Source organism: Streptomyces sp. NPDC127190, assembly GCF_042672505.1.
Taxonomy (GTDB): domain Bacteria; phylum Actinomycetota; class Actinomycetes; order Streptomycetales; family Streptomycetaceae; genus Streptomyces.
Genome location: NZ_JBHXVE010000009.1, coordinates 52,480 through 74,143, shown reverse-complemented (window position 1 = coordinate 74,143; position 21,664 = coordinate 52,480). Strand labels below are relative to the sequence as shown.

Here is a 21,664-nt window from a genome sequence, read left to right as displayed (position 1 = left end):
CGCCCGCTTTCGCACCGCTTCCCCCGCTCCGGAGGGACGACGTCCGGCCAGGAACGGACGGCGGCCGAGTCCGAGGTGTTGTCGGGGTCTGGTCAACACGCTTCAATGCGGGGGAACTCGGGGCCGCGCACGCCCGCCTCAGGGCAGCGGCATGCGCAGCCACGGCGTCGACGACGCCCACGGGGGGTGGCCCCGCACACCCGCGCAGCGGCCTGACCAGCCGTAGTGACACCACACAGAAAGGCGCCTCGGCATGCTGCATGTCACAGAGCACGCGGACGTCCCCACCGCGGAACTGGACGTGGTCCTCCGGGGCGGCCCCTTCCATGTGGCGCTGCGCGCCGCGATCGCCGCACGCGGCCTGCCCCTCCAGCGCGTCCAGCACCATCTGTCGCGTCACGGGGTCAAAGTCGGCGTCACCAGCCTGAGTTACTGGCAGCAGGGCGCCCGCCGGCCGCAGCGCCCGGAGTCCTTGCGCGCCGTACGGGCGCTGGAGGAGATCCTCCGACTGCCGGACGAGTCGCTGATCCGGCTGCTCGCCGAGACCGGCGAACACCAGGGAACCGGACGCCCGGCGGGCCGCTCCTACCGCTCCCTGCTCGCGGCCTCGGACGCCTCCGACCGGCTCCGGGCCGAACTGGGCTGGTCCCTCGACGGCGGGCTGCACACCCTGGGCCACCACGAGTGCGTCCGCATCGGCGCCCGGCGCGAGCTGGCGGTCCGCGAGGCCCACCACATCGTGCGGGCCCATCGCGACGGCGTCGACCGCTTCGTGGCCGTGCACCACGGCGACCCCGGTTGCAGCCCGCGCGACATCAGGGTGCGGGCCCTGGAGAACTGCCGCACGGGCCGGGTCCGGTGGGACCAGGACACCGGGGTGCTGTCGGCCGAGCTGCTCTTCGGCACCCGGCTGCGCTCCGGCGACACCTTCCTCTTCCGGTACGGCTTCGAGGACGGCACGGCCGGGCCCTCCCGCGAGTACCTGCACCGCTTCGACTCCCCCGGCGGCCAGTACGCCCTCCAGGTGCGGTTCGACCCCACCGCCCTGCCCGCGCGCTGCCACCGCTTCACCCAGCACTCCCCCGCGGCCCCACGCGCCAGCCGCCGGGAACTGTCCGTCACCGGACCGCACCACTGCGTCCATGTCGTCGAGCCCCGTATCCGGCCCGGTCTCATCGGCATGGCGTGGGAGTGGGACTGACGTAACGGGACTGACGTAACCCACCGGCGAGCGCTCGCCCGCGGGCACGCCCCGGGACAGCCGCCCCCCAGCATCCCGTCAGGCGGCCGGGCCCGCGACGATCCTGCCGTTCGCGTCCTTCACCGACAGCTCCGTCAGCGGCGCGGTGGCCGGAGACTGGACCACCTTGCCCGTCACGGCGTCGAACTGGCTGCCATGGCAGGGGCAGATCAGGGTCGTCCCCTCCAGCTTGTTGATCGGGCAGCCCGCGTGCGTGCAGATCGTGCTGTACGCCTTCAGCGTGCCGTCCCGGTCACGGCTGACGACCACGTTGTGATCGCGGTAGAGCTTGGCGCCGCCCTTGGCGACCTCGCTCTCGGCGCCGAGATCGACAGGCGCGGTCGGGGCGGCGGCCGCGCCCCCGCCTCCCGGCGCCGCGCACGCGGCCAGGCCGAGCCCGGCGACCGGTGCCACGGCGGCCCCTCGAAGGACGGTACGACGACTCGCGGACGGTCGGGCGGACATCTGGACTCCACTGGTCAAGGGGCGGTGCAGGGCGCACGATACCCGGGCAGAACGACCGGGCCCGGGGCGGGGGCTCACCCGGCGGGACGGTGCGAGGGGTGGGCCGGCGGTGCGCGACACGGGTGGGCAGGGGTCGGTGCGCAGTCGCGGGGAGCGCCGCGCGGGTGCGGGTGCGGGTGCGGGTGCGGGTGCGGGTGCGGTCAGGGGTGGGTGGGGGTGCGTGGAGGACGTAAACGCTTGCGTAAGCGTTTACGTACGGGTGGCCGATGGGATACCTTCCCGGCCGGAAGACCGCGGCGGCTCGGCGCGGAAGGGGCTCGGCTCGGGAAGGGAACGCGATGCCCACCATGGCGGACGTCGCCCGCAGCGCCGGGGTCTCCGTGGCGACAGTGTCCCATGTCCTCAACGGGACCCGCCCGGTCCTGCCCCACACCCGCCAGGCCGTGCTGGACGCGGTCGACGCTCTCGGCTACACCCCCAACACCCTGGCCCGCTCCCTGGTGACGTCACGGACCCGCTCCATCGGCCTCGCGGTGTCGGCGATCAGCAACCCGTACTTCACGGAGATCCTCCAGGGTGTCGAGGCCGCCGCGCTGGAAGCCGGCTACAGCCTGCTCATCGCCGATCCGCACGACGACCCCGGGCATGAACGCACGGTCGTACAGCTCCTCCACGAGCGCCGGGTGGACGGCATGATCGTGGCCCCCTCCGCGCACCCGCACGACCTGGTCGCCTACCTGCACCGCCACGCCGTACCGACGGTGTTCCTGGACCGGTTGATCGACCCGCTCGCGATGGACGGCGCGGCGCGCTTCGACCAGGTCTGCGCCGAGAGTGCCGCACCGACGGCCCGGCTCGTCTCCCACCTCGCCGGGCTGGGCCACCGCCGGATCGGCCTGGTCGCGGGGCTGCCCGGGCTCAGCACGACCAGCGAGCGCATCGCCGGCTACCGGGACGGACTGACCGCAGCCGGTCTGGCCCAGGACGACGGCCTCCTGGTGTCCGGCAACTCCGAGTCTGCCGGTGCCGAGCAGGCCACCGCCGCCCTGCTCGCCCTGCCGGATCCGCCCACGGCACTGGTCACCGCCAACAACGCGATGACCATCGGAGCCCTGCGGGCCCTGCGCCGGCTCGGCCGGTCGGTGCCGGACGACATCGCGCTGTGCTGCTTCGACGACTTCGCCTGGGCCGATCTCTTCTCGCCCCGGCTCACCGCCATCGCCCAGCCCAGCAGGGAACTGGGCGCCCAGGCGGTCCGGGTGCTCCTGGACCGCCTGGCCGAGCCGCACCGGCCGGCCCGGACGCTGCGCCTGCCGTGCGCGTTCGTCCACCGCACGTCCTGCGGGTGCCCGGAGGAACCGGGCGCGCCCGAGGAGTCCGAGCGCACCCCGCCATCCACGCAGTACGAGAAGGGAACCGCCCGTGATCGTCGTCGCCGGTGAGGCACTGATCGACCTGGTACCGCAGGGCCCCGGGGCCCTCGCGGCGCTGAAGCCCGCGCCCGGCGGCGGCCCCTACAACACCGCCGTGGCCCTCGGGCGTCTCGGCTCGCGCACCGCCTTCTGCTCCCGCACGTCGACCGACGCCTTCGGTGAGGCCCTGCTCGACGGGCTGCGGCGGGCCGGGGTCGAGGTGTCGGGCGTACAGCGTGGGCCGGAGCCGACGACCCTCGCGGTGGCCACCGTCGACGGGACCGGTTCGGCCGCCTACTCCTTCTATGTGGACGGCACCGCCGACCGTCTGTTCACCGCGCCCGCCGAGCTCCCGGTGGGAACACGCGCGGTGTCCTTCGGCACCTGCTCGCTCGTCCTGGAGCCGGGGGCGAGCGCCTATGAGGAGCTGATGCGCACGGCGTCCGCCCAGGGGCTGTTCACCGCGCTCGACCCCAACGTCCGGGCGGGACTGATCCCGGACGCGGACGCCTACCGGGCGCGTTTCAAGAGCTGGCTGCCCTCGGTGACGCTGCTGAAGCTGTCCGCGGAGGATGCCGCGTGGCTGGGCGGCACGCCGGGCGAGTGGCTGGCCGCGGGACCGTCGGCGGTGGTGGTCACCCGGGGCGGTGACGGCCTGACCGTGTTCACCCGGGACGGCGGGGAGTGCTCCGTGCCGGGTGAGGAGGTCGATGTCGTGGACACCATCGGCGCCGGTGACACGGTGAACGCGGCGTTGCTGCACGGGCTGTCCGCCCTGGACGCGCTGTCGGAGGAAGCGCTCGCCGCCCTGGGGACTCAGGGCTGGACGCGGCTGTTGCGCTTCGCGGCACGCGCGGCGGCGATCACCTGCTCACGGGCGGGGGCGGAGCCGCCGTACGCGGCCGAGCTGGGTGCGCTGTGAGCCGGCCGCTTCCCTGGTGATCCTTCTCTGGAGCCTTACTTCTCCATCCGTTTCCCTGTGCTCTTGTCAAGGTGCGGCCGGGCCCGGACTGCGGGGACCGGTCGAACCGCAGGGCCTGGGTGGCTGATGGTGGAACGAGCGGCGCCCCGCGGGGAGTTCCCGCGGGGCGCCGGTTTTTTGATGAGCTGTCAGGCCTTGTCCGGTGAGGGCGCTCAGGCCTTCCGGGCCCGCGTCGTCTTCTTCGCGGGCGTCGCCTTCTTCGCGGCGGTGGCGGCCTTCTTGGTGGCCGTGTCGTTGGCCTTGGCCGTCACCGTCTTCTTCGCCGTCGACCTGGCCGCGGCCGTCTTGCGGGCAGCGGTGGCGCGGGGCGCCTGCACCGGCTCGGCGTCGCTGATGCGGTCGGCGCCGAGGATCTCGCGCAGGAACTTGCCGGTGTGGCTGGCCGGCACCCCGGCGACGTCCTCGGGGGTGCCTTCGGCGACCACGAGGCCACCGCCGGCGCCGCCCTCCGGGCCCATGTCCACGATCCAGTCGGCGGTCTTGATCACGTCGAGGTTGTGCTCGATGACGATGACCGTGTTGCCCTTGTCGACCAGGCCGCCGAGGACGGTCAGCAGCTTGCTGATGTCCTCGAAGTGCAGACCGGTGGTCGGCTCGTCCAGCACGTAGACGGTGCGTCCGGTGGACCGCTTCTGGAGCTCGCTGGCGAGCTTGACCCGCTGGGCCTCGCCGCCGGAGAGGGTGGTGGCCGACTGGCCGAGGCGGACATAGCCGAGGCCGACGTCATGGAGCGTCTTCAGGTGACGCGAGATCGCCGGGACCGCCTCGAAGAAGTGCATGGCCTCCTCGATCGGCATGTTCAGCACCTCGGCGATGGACTTGCCCTTGTAGTGGACCTCCAGGGTCTCCCGGTTGTACCGGGCGCCGTGGCAGACCTCGCACGGGACGTACACGTCCGGGAGGAAGTTCATCTCGATCTTGATGGTGCCGTCGCCCGCGCAGTTCTCGCAGCGGCCGCCCTTGACGTTGAAGGAGAAGCGGCCGGGCAGATAGCCGCGGACCTTCGCCTCGGTGGTCTCGGCGAACAGCTTGCGGATGTGGTCGAAGACGCCGGTGTAGGTCGCCGGGTTGGACCGCGGGGTGCGGCCGATCGGCGACTGGTCCACGTGCACGACCTTGTCGACCAGGTCGTCGCCCGCCACGCGCGTGTGCCGGCCGGGGACGGCCCGGGCGCCGTTCAGCTCGCGGGCCAGGTGCGTGTAGAGGATGTCGTTGACCAGCGTCGACTTGCCGGAGCCGGAGACGCCGGTGACGGCCGTGAAGACGCCCAGCGGGAAGGACACGTCGATGTCCCGCAGGTTGTTCTCACGGGCGCCGTGCACGGTGAGCTGCCGGGACGGGTCACGGGGCCGGCGTACGTCCGGGAGCGGGATCGACTTGCGGCCCGAGAGGTAGGCACCGGTCTGCGACTCGGTATTGGCGAGCAGCTCCTTCAGGGAGCCGCTGTGCACGACCTTGCCGCCGTGCTCGCCGGCGCCGGGGCCGATGTCGACCACCCAGTCGGCGACCTTGATGGTGTCCTCGTCGTGCTCCACGACGATGAGCGTGTTGCCCATGTCACGCAGCCGGACCAGGGTCTCGATCAGCCGGTGGTTGTCCCGCTGGTGCAGACCGATGGACGGCTCGTCCAGCACGTACAGCACGCCGACGAGGCCCGAGCCGATCTGGGTGGCCAGCCGGATGCGCTGCGCCTCGCCGCCGGAGAGGGTGCCGGCCGCGCGGTTGAGCGAGAGGTAGTCCAGGCCGACGTCGACCAGGAAGCGCAGTCGCTCGTTGACCTCCTTCAGCACCCGCTCGGCGATCTTCTTGTCGCGGGCGTTCAGCTTCAGCTTGCCCAGGAAGTCCGCGCAGTCGCTGATCGACATCGCGGAGACCTCGGCGATCGACTTCTCCATGATGGTGACGGCGAGGACGATCGGCTTCAGGCGCGTGCCCTGGCAGGTGGGGCAGGGCACCTCGCGCATGTAGCCCTCGAAGCGCTCGCGGCTGGCATCGCTCTCGGCCTCGCTGTGCCGGCGCTTGACGAAGGGCACCGCACCCTCGAAGGGCGTGGTGTACACACGCTCGCGGCCGTAGCGGTTGCGGTACCGCACCTCGATCTGGGTCTTGTGGCCGTACAGCAGGGCCTTCTTCGCGCGCTGCGGCAGGCCCGCGAACGGGATGTCCGTGCGGAAGCCGAGGGCGTCGGCGAGGGCGCCGATGAGACGGCCGAAGTAGTCCTTGGTGTGTCCGTGCGACCAGGGGTGGATGGCGCCCTCGTCCAGGGACTTGTCGGGGTCCGGGACGATCAGCTCGGCGTCGACCTCCATGCGCGTGCCGATGCCGGTGCACTCGGGGCAGGCGCCGAAGGGCGAGTTGAAGGAGAAGGAGCGCGGCTCCAGCTCCTCGAAGGACAGGTCGTCGTACGGGCAGTACAGGTGCTCCGAGTACATGCGCTCGCGCTCGGGGTCGTCCTCGGGGAGGTCGACGAAGTCGAGCACGACCATGCCGCCGGAGAGCCCGAGGGCCGTCTCGACGGAGTCGGTGAGGCGGCGCTTGGCGGAGTCCTTCACCGTGAGGCGGTCGACGACCACCTCGATGGTGTGCTTCTCCTGCTTCTTCAGCGTGGGCGGCTCGGAGAGCTGGATGGTCTGGCCGTCCACACGCGCGCGGGAGTAGCCCTTGGTCTGGAGGTCGGCGAAGAGATCGACGAACTCGCCCTTGCGCTCGCGGACCAGCGGGGACAGCACCTGGAAGCGGCTCCCCTCCGGCAGCTCCAGGACCTTGTCCACGATGGCCTGCGGCGACTGGCGCGAGATGGGGCGGCCGCACTCGGGGCAGTGCGGCTTGCCGATCCGCGCGAACAGCAGTCGCAGGTAGTCGTAGACCTCGGTGATGGTGCCGACCGTCGAGCGCGGGTTGCGCGAGGTCGACTTCTGGTCGATGGAGACCGCGGGCGAGAGACCTTCGATGAAGTCGACGTCCGGCTTGTCCATCTGGCCGAGGAACTGCCGGGCGTACGAGGAGAGCGACTCCACGTAGCGGCGCTGGCCCTCCGCGAAGATCGTGTCGAAGGCCAGGGAGGACTTGCCCGACCCGGACAGGCCCGTGAAGACGATGAGCGAGTCACGAGGCAGGTCGAGCGAGACATTCTTGAGGTTGTGCTCGCGCGCGCCACGGACGATGAGACGGTCGGCCACGCCGGTCCGCACCTTTCTTGAGAGAAGTGACAGGGGCGGGGCCCCCGTCCTTCTTCAGACTAGGGGGAGCCACTGACAACGCCGGTCGGATTGCCCCGGTTGCATAACAACCCCCGGCCCTCCAGCATGCCCGACGCCGCCTTCGACGATATAGCACGTGCTTTCGATTTGCGGACGCGCTTCACCACCTTCACCCAAAGGTGTGACGGCACTAGGGTCAGGCCCATGACTGATCACGCGCATGACCTGGCCTGTGTACGTGAAGCGACCGAACGGCTCCTCACCGCGGTCGCCGCACTGGACAACGCCGCGCTCGCCGAGCCGTCACGGCTTCCCGGCTGGACCCGGGGCCACGTCCTCGCCCATGTCTCCCGGAACGCGGACGCCCTCGTGAACGTCCTCGAAGGCCGGCCCATGTACGCGAGCGCGGAGGCACGCGACGCCGACATCGAGCGGGACGCCCGGCGGTCCCTGGAGGAGCAGCTCACCGACCTGCGCGAGAGCGCGGCCCGCTTCCAGGCGGCGGGGGACGCGCCGGCGGACTGGACGCGCACGGTCGAGCTGCGCAACGGCGTCACCGACTCCGCGGCCGGCGTGCCGTTCCGCCGGTGGGTCGAGGTGGACCTGCACCACGTCGATCTCGGGACCGGGTACGACCTCGAGGATCTTCCGGCGGAGTTCCTGGAGCGGGAGACCGACTTCCTCACCCAGCGGTTCTCCGGGCACCCGGACGTCCCCGCGACCCGGATCACGGACGGCACGCGCGCGTGGAGCACCGGACGGGCGGCGGACCAGCCGGAGGTCGCCGTCAGCGGCGCGCCGGCGGACCTGGTGGGCTGGCTCGCCGGACGCCGTGACGGCGCGGCCCTGAAGGTCCAGGGCGGGGCGCTGCCGAAGCTGCCCCCGCTGTAAGGCCGTACGGGCCCCGCAGGGCTTCCCGCTATAGGCTGATCGGCATGACGTACAGCGGACAGGTCAAGGTCGGCGGACCGGCGGACGTGCACGAGCTGAAAGACCTGATGATCACCAAGATCGCGGTCGGCCCGATGGACAACAACGCCTACCTGCTGCGCTGCCGGGCCACCGACGAGCAGCTGCTGGTCGACGCCGCGAACGAGGCGGGAACGCTCCTCGGCATGATCGGTGACGACGGCATCGCGTCCGTCGTCACCACCCACCAGCACGGCGACCACTGGCAGGCGCTCGCCGAGGTCGTCGCCGCCACGGGCGCGCGTACCTATGCCGGCCGTGCGGACGCGCCCGGCATCCCGGTGCCCACGGACGTCCTCGTCGACGACGGCGATGTCATCCGCGTGGGCCGGGTGGAACTCACCGCACGCCACCTCGTCGGGCACACCCCCGGTTCGATCGCGCTGGTCTACGACGACCCGCACGGCCATCCGCACGTCTTCACCGGCGACTGCCTGTTCCCCGGCGGGGTCGGCAACACGCGCAAGGACCCCCAGGCGTTCGCCAGCCTGATCCACGACGTGGAGACGAAGATCTTCGATGTGCTGCCGGACGAGACGTGGGTCTATCCCGGGCACGGCAACGACACCACGCTCGGCGCGGAGAGGCCGCATCTTCCGGAGTGGCACGCGCGCGGGTGGTAGGGGGCCGGGCACGCACCCCGTGTGAACCGTTCGCACGTGCCGAGGGCGTGCGCACGCTGGCCCCGCCCTCCTGTCGTGCAGTCAACTGCTGGTGGCCCCGCGCGGGACGACGGCTCCCGCGCGGCTGTGGCCGCCGGTCCGCAACCCTGCCCTCGGCCGGCGGCCCGGCCCGGGCCGGTCTTCGCGGGCGGGCTGTGCGGCCGGCGTTCACATCACCGCAACACTCGTTCCCACCATGCGGACAAACACCGCTGTGACGTCGACAAACGCGGCGTTCGCTGCCACTCTCCCGCCATGAACCCTGCTCCTCACATCCTGCGCCGCGCGGTAGCGGCCGTCACGATCGCTCTGCTCGCCACCGCCGTCGGCTGTGCTCCGCAGCCCGAGGAGAAGGCGTCGGCCACCTCGTCCGGTGCGGCCGCCAAGAGCTGCGCCAAGGGCAAGCTGGCCACCCAGACGTCCGGGAAGCTGACCATCGCGACGGACGAACCGGCGTACGAGCCCTGGTTCAAGGACGACAAGCCCGCGAACGGCAAGGGCTTCGAGTCGGCGGTCGCCTACGCCGTGGCCCGTCAGCTGGGGTACGACAAGAGCGCGGTCGTGTGGCAGAGCGTGCCGTTCAACAAGGCGTTCGCGCCTGGTGCGAAGACCTTCGACTTCGACATCAACCAGGTGTCGATCAGCGCCGAGCGCAAGAAGGCCGTGGACTTCTCCTCGGGCTACTACGACGTGCGGCAGGCCGTCATCGCGCTCAAGGGCAGCAAGGCCGCGAAGGCGGCGGGCATCGCCGACCTGAGGAACCTGAAACTGGGCGCCCAGGTGGGTACGACCAGCCTGGACTACATCACCGACGTGGTGAAGCCCAAGCAGGAGGCCGCCGTCTACGCCAAGAACGACCAGGCCAAGTCGGCCCTGAAGAACGGCCAGGTGGACGCCATCGTCACCGACCTGCCGACCGCCTTCTACATCACCGCCGCCGAGGTGACGGACGCGAAGATCGTCGGCCAGTTCCAGAACCAGGGCGGCACGCCGGAGCAGTTCGGGCTCGTGCTGGACAAGGGCAGCGCGCTGACCCCGTGCGTGAGCGGCGCCGTCGACGCCCTGCGCAAGGACGGCACCCTGGCGAAGCTCGAGAAGCAGTGGCTCTCCGACGCCGTCGACGCTCCGGTGCTCAAGTGACCGTCACCAAGGGCGAGTCCGCGCGGGAGGAGGCGGACGACAAGAGTGGCATGCCCGGCGGCGGCTATGTGCCCTCCGCACGGCGGCTGGAACGCGAGCGCTACAAGCGGGCGCGGGCCCGGCGTGCCACGGCGATCGCGGCGCTGTCCACCCTGGTGACGGCCGTCGTGCTGTACCTGGTCGTGGTCAGCGCGCCCGGCTGGCCGCGCACCAAGGAGACGTTCTTCAGCGCCCGGTACGCGCGCGAGGCGTTCCCTAAGGTGCTCGAAGGGCTGTGGCTGAACGTCCGGCTGCTGGTGGTGTGCGGAGTCGCCGTCCTGGTCCTCGGCATGGTGATCGCCGTCGCGCGGACGCTGCGCGGCCCGGTGTTCTTCCCGCTGCGGGTCCTGGCGGCCGCCTACACGGACTTCTTCCGCGGCCTTCCGCTGATCATCAACCTGATGATCGTGGTCCTGGGCGTGCCGGCGCTGCGGTTGCAGGGCGTGACGGTGGATCCGGTGCTGCTGGGCGGTACGGCGCTGACGCTGACGTACTCGGCGTACGTGGCCGAGGTGTTCCGGGCCGGCATCGAGTCGATCCACCCCTCGCAGCGCGCGGCGGCCCGCTCGCTCGGGCTGACGAACCGGCAGGCACTGCGCTACGTGGTGCTGCCGCAGGCGGTACGGCGCCAGGTGCCGCCGCTCCTCAACGACCTGGTGTCGTTGCAGAAGGACACCGGCCTGGTGTCGATCGGCGGCGCCGTGGACGCCGTACGCGCGGCCGACATCATCGTGGGCCGCAGTCTCAACTACACGCCGTACATCGTCGCGGGGCTGGTGTTCGTGGCGCTGACCATCCCGATGACCCGTTTCACCGACTGGGTGACGGCCCGGATGGACCGGCAGCGGGCCCAGGGAGGATCGCTATGAGCGACGCACACACGCCGGTCCTGCGCATGGAGTCCGTCCGGAAGACCTTCGGCGGCTCGGTCGTGCTGCGGGACGTCGATCTGGAGGTCGCGCCGCACACGGTGACCGCGCTGATCGGCGCCTCCGGCTCCGGCAAGTCCACGCTGCTGCGCTGCGCCAACCTCCTGGAGGAGATCGACGACGGCGCGATCTGGCTGGACGGCGAGGAGATCACGGATCCGCGCGCCGACCAGGACGCGGTGCGGCGCCGGATCGGTGTGGTCTTCCAGGCGTACAACCTCTTCCCGCACATGACGGTGCTGGAGAACATCACGCTCGCGCCGCGCCGGGTGCACGGCGTCTCCCGCGCGGAGGCCGAGGAACGGGCCAGGGAGCTGCTGGAGCGCCTCGGACTGGCCGCGAAGGCCGATGCCTATCCGGACCGGCTCAGCGGCGGTCAGCAGCAGCGTGTGGCGATCGTGCGGGCCCTTGCCGTACGGCCCCGGCTGTTGCTGCTGGACGAGATCACCGCGGCGCTCGACCCCGAGCTGGTGGGCGAGGTGCTGGAGGTGGTCCGGGGACTGAAGGACGAGGGGATGACCATGGTGCTGGCCACCCACGAGATGGGCTTCGCGCGGGACGTCGCCGACCAGGTCTGTTTTCTGGACGGCGGGGTCGTCCTGGAGCACGGCACCGCGGAGCAGATCTTCGGCGACCCGCAGCAGGAGCGCACCCGGCGGTTCCTGCGGCGGATCGTGGAGGCCGGCCGCCTCTAGCCGCGCGGCTACGCGTCGGCCTGCGCGGCGCCGACCAGGGCGGCGACCCGCTCCACGCCGAACACGTATCCCTGCACTCCACAGCCCGCGATCACGCCGTCGGCACGGAGTGAGACGTACGAGTGGTGCCGGAACGACTCGCGCTGGTGGATGTTGGAGATGTGCACCTCCAGCACGGGCATGCCGTCGCAGGTGTTGAGCGCGTCCAGGATCGCGACCGACGTGTGCGAGTAGGCGCCGGGGTTGATGACGATCCCGCAGTGGTTCAGCCGGGCCTCGTGGATCCAGTCGACCAGCTCGCCCTCGTGGTTGGACTGCCGGAGGTCCACCGTGCCGCCGTGCGCGGCCGCCGCCTTGGCGCACATCGCCTCCACGTCGGCCAGTGTGTCCCTGCCGTAGATCTCGGGCTGGCGCTGCCCGAGCAGGTTCAGGTTGGGCCCGTTGAGGATCATGATCGGGGCGTTGGCCAGGGTGCGGGGCACGGTTCCTCCGGTCCGTCGGGGCGGTTGTCTACGACCGCTGCTCGCACCCGGTGTATCACGGTGACCGGCGGCGGGTACCGGGCCCGGTGCGCCGGTGGCCACGGCGCGCACCGCACCCGCCGATCACCCCCGAGCGCCCCCGTAACCCGCGATTACAGCGTGTGGTTGAACAGAGCATGGCCGATGCACTTACCGTGAGCACCCCGTCCTTGCCGCGGCTCGCCGCCGCCTCGCTCGTCGGCACCGCGATCGAGTACTACGACTTCTTCGTCTACAGCACCGCGGCGGCCCTGGTGCTGGGGCCGCTGTTCTTTCCGACGTTCTCGCCGCTCGCGGGGACACTGGCGGCGTTCGGGACGTTCGGGGTGGGTTTCGTGGCCCGGCCGTTGGGCTCGGTGCTGTTCGGGCACATCGGGGACCGGCGTGGACGGCGGCCGGTGCTCGTGGCCTCGCTGCTGCTCACCGGTGCCTCGACGGTGGCGGTGGGCTGTGTGCCCTCGTACCGGTCGATCGGTCTCGTGGCGCCCTTGCTGCTGCTCGTGCTGCGCTTCCTGCAAGGGCTGGGGCTGGGCGGCGAGTGGGGCGGTGCCGTACTGCTGGCCGGGGAGCACGCGCCGGCCGGGCGGCGCGTGCTGTGGTCGAGCATCCCGCAGATGGGGTCCGCGGTGGGCTTCCTCCTGGCCAACGGGGTGATGCTCGCGCTGTCGGCGGCGCTGTCCGACGCGGAGTTCGCGCGGTGGGGCTGGCGGGTGCCGTTCTGGGTGGCCGGGGTGCTGGCGGTGGCCGGGCTGTGGCTGCGCTCGTCGCTCGCGGAGAGCCCCCGGTTCCTGGAGATCGACGACCACGCGCGCGTGCCGCTGGTGGAGGTCGTACGGCGTCACGGGCGGCTGGTGCTGCTGGCGGCCGGGGCGCTGTCGGTCGGGTACGCGGTGTTCTACGCGGTGACGACCTGGTCCCTGGCCTACGCGACGGAGCAGCTCGGGGTGGGCCGCGGGGTCATGCTGGGCTGCGTCATGGCCGCGGTGGTCGTGAACGGCGCGTGCACGCCCGTCGCGGCCGTGCTCGGCGACCGGTACGGGCGCCGGATCATGTGTCTGACGGGGTGCGCCGCGTGTGCCGTGTGGATGCTGCCGATGGTCGCGCTGCTCGCGACCGGCAGGCCGCTGCCCATGTTCCTCGGCATCCTGGGCGCGCTGCTGGCCTTCGTCACCATCGTGGCGGTGATCGCCGCCTATCTGCCGGAGCTGTTCGAGGCGCGGGTGCGCTGCACCGGCGCGGCGGTCAGCTACAACCTGGGCGGGGTCCTCGGTGGCGCGCTCACCCCGATCGTGGCCACCGCTCTCGCGGCGCACGGCGGCCGTGTGCCGTGGGGGGTGGGCCTCTATCTGACGGGGGTCGCGCTGTTCAGCCTGGGGTGCTTCGCGTTGCTGCCGGAGACCAGGCCGGCGCCGGTGCCGGCGGCGGAACCGGTCATGGGCTGACCGCCAGTTCCAGATAGGCCGCGAAAACGATCAGGTGGACGCCGCCCTGGAGGGGCGTGGCGCGCCCCGGCACCACGGTCAGCGTGCCGACCACCATGGTGAGCGCGAGCAGCAGCATATGGCTGGCACCGAGCCCGAGGACGAGGGGTCCGGACAGCCAGACGGTGGCGAGCGCCACGGCCGGGATGGTGAGGCCGATGCTGGCCATCGCGGAGCCGAGGGCGAGATTGAGACTGGTCTGCACGCGATCGCGCCGGGCCGCGCGCAGTGCGGCGATCGTCTCGGGCAGCAGGACGAGCAGGGCGATGATCACGCCCACCACGGCGTGCGGCAGGCCCGCCGCCTTCACCCCGGACTCGAGGGCGGGCGAGACGCCCTTGGCCAGGCCCACCACGCCGACGAGTGCGAGCGCGAGCAGCCCGAGGCTGGTCCGGGCGGTGCGCGCGGAGGGGGGTTGGGCGTGGTCGTCGGCGGTGATGACCTCGCCCTGGCGGGTGACGGGCAGGAAGTAGTCGCGGTGGCGCACGGTCTCGGTGGCCACGAACAGGCCGTACAGGGCGAGTGACGACACCGCGGCGAACGTCAGCTGGCCGGCGGAGAACTCGGGGCCGGGCCTGCTGGTGGTGAAGGTCGGCAGCACCAGGCTGAGGGTGGCGAGCGTGGCCACGGTGGCCAGGGCGGCGCCGGTGCCCTCGGGGTTGAAGACGGCGATGCCGTGCCGCAGGGAGGCGAAGAGCAGGCTCAGCCCGAGGATGCCGTTGCAGGTGATCATCACGGCGGCGAAGACGGTGTCCCTGGCCAGGGTGGCACTCTTGGGTCCGCCGTCGGCCATCAGGGTGACGATCAGGGCCACCTCGATGATCGTGACGGCGATCGCGAGAACCAGGGAACCGAAGGGTTCGCCGACGCGGTGGGCGACCACCTCGGCGTGGTGCACAGCCGCCAGGACCGAGCCGGCGAGCACCACGCTCACCAGGGCGACGACGGCGTCGGGCAGAGCACGGCCCCAGGTGAAGGCCAGCAGGACGACGGCGAGCACCGGCGCGAGGGTCGTCCACTGCACGGCGGGCGATCGCGGCCGAGTGATCATGTGGTGATCGTCGCAGAGCCGTGCGGGGTTCGCATGTCGCTCGTTTCGGGCGGTCTTCGGTGGGCGGGGCGCTCGACCGGTCCGGTCCACCCACCGGGTAACTCCTCGGAGTGAAGCTTCGGCGCGTTCGGCCTCATGGACGGCTCCGCATGATCGACTCGGCTGTGTTGCAGGGCTGACAGAGGTGAGACGCATGACTGAAGCAAGCACCGTTTCGGTGTCCGACTCCGCCAAGCACCGCATCTTCGCCATGCTGGACGTGGACGGTGACGGCCTGATCACCACGGCGGAGTACCTCGCCAGGGTGGACCGCGTGGCCGCGGCCACGGGCCGCGACGCCGGTCATCCGGTCGTCACGGCCGCACGCGCCGCTCACGAAGCGGTCTGGCAGGACATGGATGCCGACGGCGACGGCCGGGTGAGCTTCGAGGAGTACCGGACGTGGGCGGGTCACGACGCGTTCGAGCGCTCTTGCCGGCCCGCCCTGGGTTCGCTGTTCGACCTCGCCGACCTCGATGACGACGGGCGGTTGAACCGGGAGGAGTTCACCCGTCTGCGGGTGGCGGCCGGGAACACGGGGACGCACGCCGACGCCGCCTTCGACGATCTCGACACCGACGGCGACGGATTCGTCGACCGCGACACCTACCTGGCGGGCATCCGGGAGTTCGTCACGACGGGTGTCTCCCCGATGGCCGCCGTGTACGGCGACGGCTGACCGGCGCTCAGCCCGCTGAAGCCCGGTCGCGGACGAGGGGCTCCTCCTCGGCGGCCGCCTGTTTCCGGGAGGCCAGCAGGCTGGTGATCGTCGTGACCACCAGGACGGCGCAGATCACGCCGAGCGAGACCGGGATGCTGATCTCGGGGACGGGGACCCCGGACTCGTGCAGTGCGTGCAGCACCAGCTTGACGCCGATGAAGCCCAGGATGATCGACAGGCCGTAGGAGAGGTGGACCAGCTTCTTCAGCAGGCCGCCGATGAGGAAGTACAGCTGTCGCAGACCCATCAGGGCGAAGGCGTTGGCGGTGAAGACGATGTACGGGTCCTGGGTCAGGCCGAAGATCGCGGGTATGGAGTCGAGGGCGAACAGGACGTCGGTGGTGCCGATGGCGAGCATCACGACCAGCATCGGGGTCATGACCCGCTTGCTGTTCTGCCGGATCCACAGCCTGGTGCCGTGGTACCGGTCCGCCACGCCGAACCTGCGCTCGGCGGCCTTCAGCAGCTTGTTCTCCTCGAACTCCTCGTTCTCCTTATCCGCGCGGGCCTCCTGGACGAGCTTCCAGGCGGTCCAGACGAGGAAGGCGCCGAAGAGGTAGAACACCCAGGAGAAGCTCGCGATGATCGCGGCTCCGGCGGCGATGAAGACGGCCCGCAGGACCAGGGCTATGAGGACGCCGACGAGCAGGACCCGCTGCTGATACCGGGTCGGCACGGCGAACTTCGCCATGATCAGCACGAAGACGAAGAGGTTGTCGACGCTCAGCGACTTCTCGGTGATGAAGCCCGCGAAGAACTCGCCGGCCGGTCGTCCGCCGCCGAAGACGAGCAGCCCGAGGCCGAAGAGCCCGGCGAGGACGACCCAGACGACGGTCCAGATTCCGGCTTCCTTGACGGACACCTCATGCGGCTTGCGGCCGATGAGGAAGTCGACGGCGATCAGGGCGGCGAGGCCCACAACGGTAAGGACCCACAGGGTCAGGGAGACTTCCACGGCACCTCCGGCAGTGCGTCACGGCAAACACGTCAGCGTTGTCGCTGCCGGAGGTCTCTTCCACCCGCGCGGGGCCGGCGCCCCGGGACCGGAACCGGTCCGTACTGACGGGTGCGCCGCAGTCAGGGAGTACTCCCCTCCGTACGGAAGACAGTACCCCAATCACCAAGAAAAGGTAAAGAGGAAGGCAAAGGAAAATTCAAGCTTGCTGGTCAGGGCCGCTTTGCCTGTCCTTGATTCTCGCTGTGGCGACCTCAGTCAGCACCTGATCCAGGATCCGGCTGCCCCTCGGCACCAGAGCGGGTTCGTAGGTCCACGCATGGCCGACCCAGGGGTCGGCGAGGTGGTCGTCGGGGACGGGGGTGAGTCGCATCGGCGAACGCCACAGCGGGTCGAGCAACGGGCCGTAGGCAGCGGAGTCCTCCCGGTCCGCCACCAGCAGCAGGTGCACACCGACGGCCGGACCCTCGTCGGCGAGATAGCGCAGCCGGGTCACGGCCCGGTCGTCGAAGCCGTGCGGGAAGTCATTGACGATCAGCAGCTGCCGGGCGGTGTCGAGATCGTCGGGCAGTGCCTCCGGCGCGCCGCCCCGCACCGCCATCTGCACCAGGTCGACCCGCCGGGTGAGCCTCTCCAGCGCGGCGGTGACGCCGGCCGCCCCGGCCGCGGGCGGGGCGGCCAGCACCCCCGCCCGGGCCAGCGGGAACAGCGCCCGCGCTCCGGCGCCGGCCGGGTCGACGACCTGTACACCGAACTCACCCGCCGGATGAACGGCGAGCAGCCGCGCCGCGACCGACACCGCCGCCTCCATGGCCAGATGCCGCAGCTCGGCCGAGTCCGGGACGGAGCCGCTGAAGGCCGCCGGGCCGCTGTCGATCCACAGGCCGCGCTCCAGCGGCAGCCGCACCAGCATGGGAATGCGCAGCGGGGCGCTCTCCGGGAGGTGGAGATCGCCGAGCCGGAGGGCCATCGGCGGCTCGGTGGGCACCCGGTAACCGTGCCAGACCGGGTTGTCCCAGCGGGCGTAGGCGGGCGGAAGCGCGGGCTCGACCACCTCGGACTCCGCGGTGAGCTGGGCGAGGTCACGGTCGAGGGCAGCGCGCGCCTGGTCGACGAGCCGGGCCCGGCGGGCATGGGCCGCCTCGCGTACGGTGTCGCCCCCGGCGCCGAGCCGGCCGGCCGGGTCCGCGAGGGCCTGCTCCAGCTCCTTGTCCAGACGGGAGTCGGCGAACTCGACGGCGCTGCGGTACGCAGCCGTGGTGCGGGCCAGGTCCTCGAACATGCCCCACACCTGGTTGTACAGCCGCTCCTCCATCGACCAGCCCACGGCATCGCCCGCGACGGGCGCGCCGGGCTGCGCGTCGCTGTCCGGGGCGGCAGGCGGCGGGGTGGTGGGGAGACGGCGGCCGGGGTGCGTGTAGTCGACCGGCACGCCCGTCGCGGGCCCACCGGTGCCCGGCGCCTCGGTGTCGCGGGGGCTCCGGCCGGTGTCGTACGGGTGCTGCGCGGGCCGGGAGTCGTACGACGGCGTCGGCACTGCGGCTGTCGTCCCCACCGACGGAACGTCCTGAGGCGTGGGCACGGTGGACGGTGCGGGTGCCGCGGGGGCGGTCTGGACGGTGGCCGCGAGCCGGTCCGCCTCGGGCAGTCCCCGGTCGGTGAAGAGCGCCGGGAGACCGCCGGCATAGCCCTGGCCCGTGGCGCGCACCTTCCAGCTGCCCTGCCTGCGGTACAGCTCCAGGGCGAGCACGGCCGTCTCGGTGTCGAGGCCGGTGAGGGTGAAGCAGGCGAGTTCAATGCCTTCGGGCCCGTTGACCGTGGTGTGCGGGGCGGGCGCGGCACCGAACCGGAGCGGGCCGCCGGTCCCGGTGGGCAGGGCGAGGAACACGTCGACGCGGTGCACGGCCTCGGCTACGGCGGTCAGGTCGACGGCCAGGCGGTGCTCGGCGGCGATCCGGTGGGACACCGCCACCCCGGGCAGCGCGGGGGCGCCGGGGTGGGCCACCCATTGGGGACCGTGCACCGTGCCGTTCTCGTCGCCGAGCGTCGCTCCGGCCAGGACCGGTACTCCGGCCGAGATCCGGATCTCCAGCCGGTTCTGGGACAGCGGGTGGTTCTGCCCCCGCACCAGCTCGGCCGTCATCGCCGTGGCCCCCCTGTCTCGTGTTGTCGTCGCGCCTGCCCGCCGGTGCGGACGGTGTGGTGTCAGAGAAGCGGCAGAATCGCCGGCATCAGGTCCTGGAACGTGCGGCCCTGGGCCGGGTTGCCGAGCGCGGTCATCGTCCAGCCCGTGCCGGCACGGTGCACCTTGGCCATGATCTGGGCGGTGTAGTCGCCGCCGCCGTCCAGCGTGTAGCGGGCCAGCTCCTGACCGGTGGTCTCGTCCACGAGGCGGCAGAACGCGTTCTGCACCTCCTGGAAGGTCTGGCCCGTGAAGGAGTTCACGGTGAAGACGATCTGGTCGACGTGGACCGGAACCCGCTGGAGGTCCACCAGGATCGCCTCGTCGTCCCCGCCCTGGCCGACGCCGCCGACCAGGTTGTCACCGGTGTGGCGCACGGAACCGTCATCGCTCACCAGGTGACGGAAGAAGACGACGTCGACCGGCTGCTTCTCGGCGAAGAGCACCGCGGAGGCGTCCAGGTCGATCTCCTTGGTCCGCGAACCGAACAGACCGCGCCGCTTCGCCGCCTGCCAGCCGAGTCCCATGCGGACCGCGGTCAGGGAGCCTCCGTCCTTCTTCTCCAGGCTGATGGCCTGACCCTTGGTCAAGTTGACGGACACGGCTGAATCCCCTCTCGATGGTCCCCTGTTGCCGCGCACTGCGCGGTTGTCCAGAACCCTACGCAGGGGCACCGACAGTGCCGAACCCCGGCCCGCGCTTTGTGTCGGTGTTGCAACACTTGACACCTGACATACGCAAACGCCCGAGGTCCGGCACGGTGGCAGGGGTCAGGCGATGCCCGCCTCCCGCATCTGGCGCAGCTCCTTCTTCATCTCCGACACCTCGTCGCGCAGCCGGGCGGCGATCTCGAACTGGAGCTCCGCCGCCGCGGCGCGCATCCGCTCGGTCATCGCCTCGATCTGCTCGGCGAGTTCGGCCGCCGGACGGTCCGTGGGCACCGTCTTGCCCTGGGCCGACGTGGCGGCCTTTGTGGCCTTCGCTCCCTTTGCCGCCTTGTCGCCCAGCGACGGTACGGGTGCCTTGGCGCCCTTGCCGTCCTTGGACTTGCGGTAGCCGGAGCCGAGGAGCTGCTCGGTGTCGACCTCCTCGCGCGCGATCTGCGCGACGATGTCGTTGATCTTCTTCCGCAGGGGCTGCGGGTCGATGCCGTTGGCCTTGTTGTAGGCGATCTGCTTCTCCCGGCGGCGGTTGGTCTCCTCGATGGCCCGCTCCATCGCCGGGGTGATCTTGTCGGCGTACATATGGACCTGGCCCGAGACATTGCGCGCCGCGCGGCCGATGGTCTGGATCAGCGAGGTGCCGGAGCGCAGGAAGCCCTCCTTGTCGGCGTCGAGGATGGCCACGAGGGACACCTCGGGCAGGTCGAGGCCCTCGCGCAGGAGGTTGATGCCGACCAGGACGTCGTACTCACCGGAGCGCAGTTCGCGCAGCAGCTCGATCCGGCGCAGGGTGTCGACGTCGCTGTGCAGGTAGCGCACCTGGATGCCGAGTTCCAGGAAGTAGTCGGTGAGGTCCTCGGCCATCTTCTTGGTCAGCGTGGTGACCAGGACGCGCTCGTCCTTCTCGGTGCGCTTGCGGATCTCGTGCACCAGGTCGTCGATCTGGCCCTCGGTGGGCTTGACCACGACCTCGGGGTCGACCAGGCCGGTCGGGCGGATGATCTGCTCGACGACGCCGTCGGAGCGCGAGAGCTCGTAGGCGCCCGGGGTGGCCGAGAGGTAGACGGTCTGCCCGATGCGCTCCTGGAACTCCTCCCACTTCAGGGGGCGGTTGTCCAGTGCGGAGGGCAGTCGGAAACCGTGATCCACAAGGGTGCGCTTACGGGAGGCGTCGCCTTCGTACATGGCGCCGATCTGCGGCACGGTGACATGCGACTCGTCGATGACGAGCAGGAAGTCGTCCGGGAAGTAGTCCAGCAGGGTGTTGGGCGGGGAGCCGGGCGAGCGGCCGTCGAAGTGCATCGAGTAGTTCTCCACGCCGGAGCAGGTGCCGATCTGGCGGAGCATCTCGATGTCGTAGGTGGTGCGCATCCGCAGCCGCTGGGCCTCCAGCAGCTTGCCCTGCTTCTCCAGCTCGGCCAGGCGCTCCCCCAGTTCCTTCTCGATGTCGTTGACGGCCCGCTCCATGCGCTCGGGACCGGCCACGTAGTGGGAGGCGGGGAAGACGTAGAGCTGCTGGTCGTCGCTGATGATCTCGCCGGTGAGCGGGTGCAGCGTGGACAGCGCCTCGATCTCGTCGCCGAACATCTCGATGCGGACGGCCAGCTCCTCGTAGACCGGGAAGATCTCGATGGTGTCGCCGCGGACCCGGAAGGTGCCCCGGGCGAAGGCCACGTCGTTGCGCGTGTACTGGATGTCGACGAAGCGCCGCAGCAGTTCGTCCCGGTCGATCTCGTCGCCCACCCTCAGCGGGACCATCCGGTCCACGTACTCCTGCGGAGTGCCGAGGCCGTAGATGCAGGACACCGAGGCGACGACGATGACATCGCGGCGGGTGAGCAGCGAGTTGGTCGCCGAGTGGCGCAGGCGCTCGACCTCCTCGTTGATCGAGGAGTCCTTCTCGATGTAGGTGTCCGACTGCGGCACGTAGGCCTCGGGCTGGTAGTAGTCGTAGTACGAGACGAAGTACTCGACCGCGTTGTTCGGCAACAGCTCGCGGAACTCGTTGGCCAGCTGGGCGGCCAGGGTCTTGTTCGGTGCCATCACCAGGGTGGGGCGCTGGAGCTTCTCGATCATCCACGCGGTGGTGGCGGACTTGCCGGTGCCGGTCGCGCCCAGCAGGACGACGTCCTTCTCACCGGCCTCGATGCGCTTGGCCAGGTCGGCGATGGCTGTCGGCTGATCGCCGCTGGGCTGGTAGGGGCTGACGACCTCGAAGGGCGCCACCGTGCGTTCGATGTGGGAAACGGGCCGCATGCCATCCACCGTACGACCCCGCACTGACAACGGGTTCCGATCAGCGGTTCCGCTCGGGTCCGG

General features: G+C 71.0%; 18 protein-coding genes. 10 read left to right on the top strand and 8 right to left on the bottom strand.

The genetic code is table 11. The features are described 5' to 3' along the window. Positions 1-253 precede the first annotated feature (253 nt). Positions 254-1,201: a hypothetical protein gene (locus tag ACFVIU_RS16220; RefSeq protein WP_385843110.1), complete on the top strand. Its 948-nt coding sequence runs from the start codon at positions 254-256 to the stop codon at positions 1,199-1,201. Positions 1,202-1,279: 78 nt separating this feature from the next. Here the strand turns inward: ACFVIU_RS16220 and ACFVIU_RS16215 are convergent, their stop codons facing one another. After that, positions 1,280-1,705 (bottom strand): Rieske (2Fe-2S) protein, encoded by a 426-nt coding sequence (locus ACFVIU_RS16215; protein ID WP_385843109.1) that lies wholly within the window; start codon positions 1,703-1,705, stop codon positions 1,280-1,282. Positions 1,706-2,043: 338 nt separating this feature from the next. On the opposite strand from ACFVIU_RS16215, the gene ACFVIU_RS16210 reads away from it, so the two are divergent. Together ACFVIU_RS16210 and ACFVIU_RS16205 are read left to right on the top strand one after the other, a co-directional pair. Beyond that, the gene (locus ACFVIU_RS16210) at positions 2,044-3,147 is read left to right on the top strand and encodes a LacI family DNA-binding transcriptional regulator (RefSeq protein WP_385843108.1); all 1,104 of its coding nucleotides are present in this window, start codon (positions 2,044-2,046) and stop codon (positions 3,145-3,147) included. Then, positions 3,128-4,039, top strand: a complete 912-nt coding sequence (locus ACFVIU_RS16205; protein ID WP_385843106.1) for a carbohydrate kinase — start codon at positions 3,128-3,130, stop codon at positions 4,037-4,039. The genes ACFVIU_RS16210 and ACFVIU_RS16205 overlap by 20 nt, the downstream gene beginning before the upstream one ends. Positions 4,040-4,251: 212 nt before the next feature. On the opposite strand, the gene uvrA is transcribed toward ACFVIU_RS16205, so the two are convergent. Further along, positions 4,252-7,278, bottom strand: coding sequence for an excinuclease ABC subunit UvrA (uvrA, locus tag ACFVIU_RS16200; protein ID WP_385843105.1), 3,027 nt, complete (start codon positions 7,276-7,278; stop codon positions 4,252-4,254). 225 nt (positions 7,279-7,503) lie between these two features. On the opposite strand from uvrA, the gene ACFVIU_RS16195 reads away from it, so the two are divergent. The 5 genes from ACFVIU_RS16195 to ACFVIU_RS16175 all read left to right on the top strand — a co-directional run bounded on the left by ACFVIU_RS16195 (position 7,504) and on the right by ACFVIU_RS16175 (position 11,733). After that, positions 7,504-8,190 (top strand): maleylpyruvate isomerase family mycothiol-dependent enzyme, encoded by a 687-nt coding sequence (locus tag ACFVIU_RS16195; protein WP_385843104.1) that lies wholly within the window; start codon positions 7,504-7,506, stop codon positions 8,188-8,190. 44 nt (positions 8,191-8,234) lie between these two features. Then, the gene (locus ACFVIU_RS16190) at positions 8,235-8,891 is read left to right on the top strand and encodes an MBL fold metallo-hydrolase (protein WP_385843102.1); all 657 of its coding nucleotides are present in this window, start codon (positions 8,235-8,237) and stop codon (positions 8,889-8,891) included. A 294-nt stretch (positions 8,892-9,185) separates the two neighbouring features. Continuing rightward, positions 9,186-10,070, top strand: a complete 885-nt coding sequence (locus tag ACFVIU_RS16185) for an ABC transporter substrate-binding protein (protein ID WP_385843101.1) — start codon at positions 9,186-9,188, stop codon at positions 10,068-10,070. Beyond that, positions 10,067-10,978: an amino acid ABC transporter permease gene (locus tag ACFVIU_RS16180; RefSeq protein WP_385843099.1), complete on the top strand. Its 912-nt coding sequence runs from the start codon at positions 10,067-10,069 to the stop codon at positions 10,976-10,978. The genes ACFVIU_RS16185 and ACFVIU_RS16180 overlap by 4 nt, the downstream gene beginning before the upstream one ends. Further along, positions 10,975-11,733, top strand: a complete 759-nt coding sequence (locus tag ACFVIU_RS16175) for an amino acid ABC transporter ATP-binding protein (RefSeq protein WP_385843097.1) — start codon at positions 10,975-10,977, stop codon at positions 11,731-11,733. The genes ACFVIU_RS16180 and ACFVIU_RS16175 overlap by 4 nt, the downstream gene beginning before the upstream one ends. 8 nt (positions 11,734-11,741) lie before the next feature. On the opposite strand, the gene aroQ is transcribed toward ACFVIU_RS16175, so the two are convergent. Further along, positions 11,742-12,215 (bottom strand): type II 3-dehydroquinate dehydratase, encoded by a 474-nt coding sequence (aroQ, locus tag ACFVIU_RS16170; protein WP_385843096.1) that lies wholly within the window; start codon positions 12,213-12,215, stop codon positions 11,742-11,744. 176 nt (positions 12,216-12,391) lie between these two features. On the opposite strand from aroQ, the gene ACFVIU_RS16165 reads away from it, so the two are divergent. Beyond that, a complete protein-coding gene (locus ACFVIU_RS16165) occupies positions 12,392-13,696 on the top strand; it encodes an MFS transporter (RefSeq protein ID WP_385843095.1) in 1,305 nt (434 codons plus the stop codon). On the opposite strand, the gene ACFVIU_RS16160 is transcribed toward ACFVIU_RS16165, so the two are convergent. Next, entirely contained in the window at positions 13,686-14,786 is a 1,101-nt protein-coding gene (locus ACFVIU_RS16160) for a calcium:proton antiporter (RefSeq protein ID WP_385843093.1), read from the bottom strand. The two genes, ACFVIU_RS16165 and ACFVIU_RS16160, sit on opposite strands and share 11 nt — an antisense overlap. Positions 14,787-14,979: 193 nt before the next feature. On the opposite strand from ACFVIU_RS16160, the gene ACFVIU_RS16155 reads away from it, so the two are divergent. Next, positions 14,980-15,504, top strand: coding sequence for an EF-hand domain-containing protein (locus ACFVIU_RS16155; protein ID WP_385843092.1), 525 nt, complete (start codon positions 14,980-14,982; stop codon positions 15,502-15,504). Between the two features lie 7 nt (positions 15,505-15,511). On the opposite strand, the gene ACFVIU_RS16150 is transcribed toward ACFVIU_RS16155, so the two are convergent. The 4 genes from ACFVIU_RS16150 to uvrB form a co-directional block, all read right to left on the bottom strand. Continuing rightward, positions 15,512-16,501: a TerC/Alx family metal homeostasis membrane protein gene (locus tag ACFVIU_RS16150; RefSeq protein WP_385843091.1), complete on the bottom strand. Its 990-nt coding sequence runs from the start codon at positions 16,499-16,501 to the stop codon at positions 15,512-15,514. 199 nt (positions 16,502-16,700) lie between these two features. Further along, a complete protein-coding gene (locus ACFVIU_RS16145; RefSeq protein WP_385843090.1) occupies positions 16,701-18,644 on the bottom strand; it encodes a TerD family protein in 1,944 nt (647 codons plus the stop codon). Positions 18,645-18,706: 62 nt separating this feature from the next. Then, positions 18,707-19,285, bottom strand: a complete 579-nt coding sequence (locus tag ACFVIU_RS16140) for a TerD family protein (RefSeq protein WP_385843089.1) — start codon at positions 19,283-19,285, stop codon at positions 18,707-18,709. A 168-nt stretch (positions 19,286-19,453) separates the two neighbouring features. After that, positions 19,454-21,601, bottom strand: a complete 2,148-nt coding sequence (uvrB, locus tag ACFVIU_RS16135) for an excinuclease ABC subunit UvrB (protein ID WP_385843088.1) — start codon at positions 21,599-21,601, stop codon at positions 19,454-19,456. Positions 21,602-21,664: the final 63 nt, after the last annotated feature.

Coding starts and splice junctions, on each gene's coding strand:
- ACFVIU_RS16165 (WP_385843095.1), top strand. CDS start 12,392: ATGGCCGATGCACTTACCGTGAGCACCCCGTCCTTGCCGCGGCTCGCC.
- ACFVIU_RS16215 (WP_385843109.1), bottom strand. CDS start 1,705: ATGTCCGCCCGACCGTCCGCGAGTCGTCGTACCGTCCTTCGAGGGGCC.
- ACFVIU_RS16145 (WP_385843090.1), bottom strand. CDS start 18,644: ATGACGGCCGAGCTGGTGCGGGGGCAGAACCACCCGCTGTCCCAGAAC.
- ACFVIU_RS16190 (WP_385843102.1), top strand. CDS start 8,235: ATGACGTACAGCGGACAGGTCAAGGTCGGCGGACCGGCGGACGTGCAC.
- ACFVIU_RS16220 (WP_385843110.1), top strand. CDS start 254: ATGCTGCATGTCACAGAGCACGCGGACGTCCCCACCGCGGAACTGGAC.
- ACFVIU_RS16195 (WP_385843104.1), top strand. CDS start 7,504: ATGACTGATCACGCGCATGACCTGGCCTGTGTACGTGAAGCGACCGAA.
- ACFVIU_RS16155 (WP_385843092.1), top strand. CDS start 14,980: ATGACTGAAGCAAGCACCGTTTCGGTGTCCGACTCCGCCAAGCACCGC.
- ACFVIU_RS16175 (WP_385843097.1), top strand. CDS start 10,975: ATGAGCGACGCACACACGCCGGTCCTGCGCATGGAGTCCGTCCGGAAG.
- uvrB (WP_385843088.1), bottom strand. CDS start 21,601: ATGCGGCCCGTTTCCCACATCGAACGCACGGTGGCGCCCTTCGAGGTC.
- ACFVIU_RS16160 (WP_385843093.1), bottom strand. CDS start 14,786: ATGATCACTCGGCCGCGATCGCCCGCCGTGCAGTGGACGACCCTCGCG.
- ACFVIU_RS16210 (WP_385843108.1), top strand. CDS start 2,044: ATGCCCACCATGGCGGACGTCGCCCGCAGCGCCGGGGTCTCCGTGGCG.
- ACFVIU_RS16185 (WP_385843101.1), top strand. CDS start 9,186: ATGAACCCTGCTCCTCACATCCTGCGCCGCGCGGTAGCGGCCGTCACG.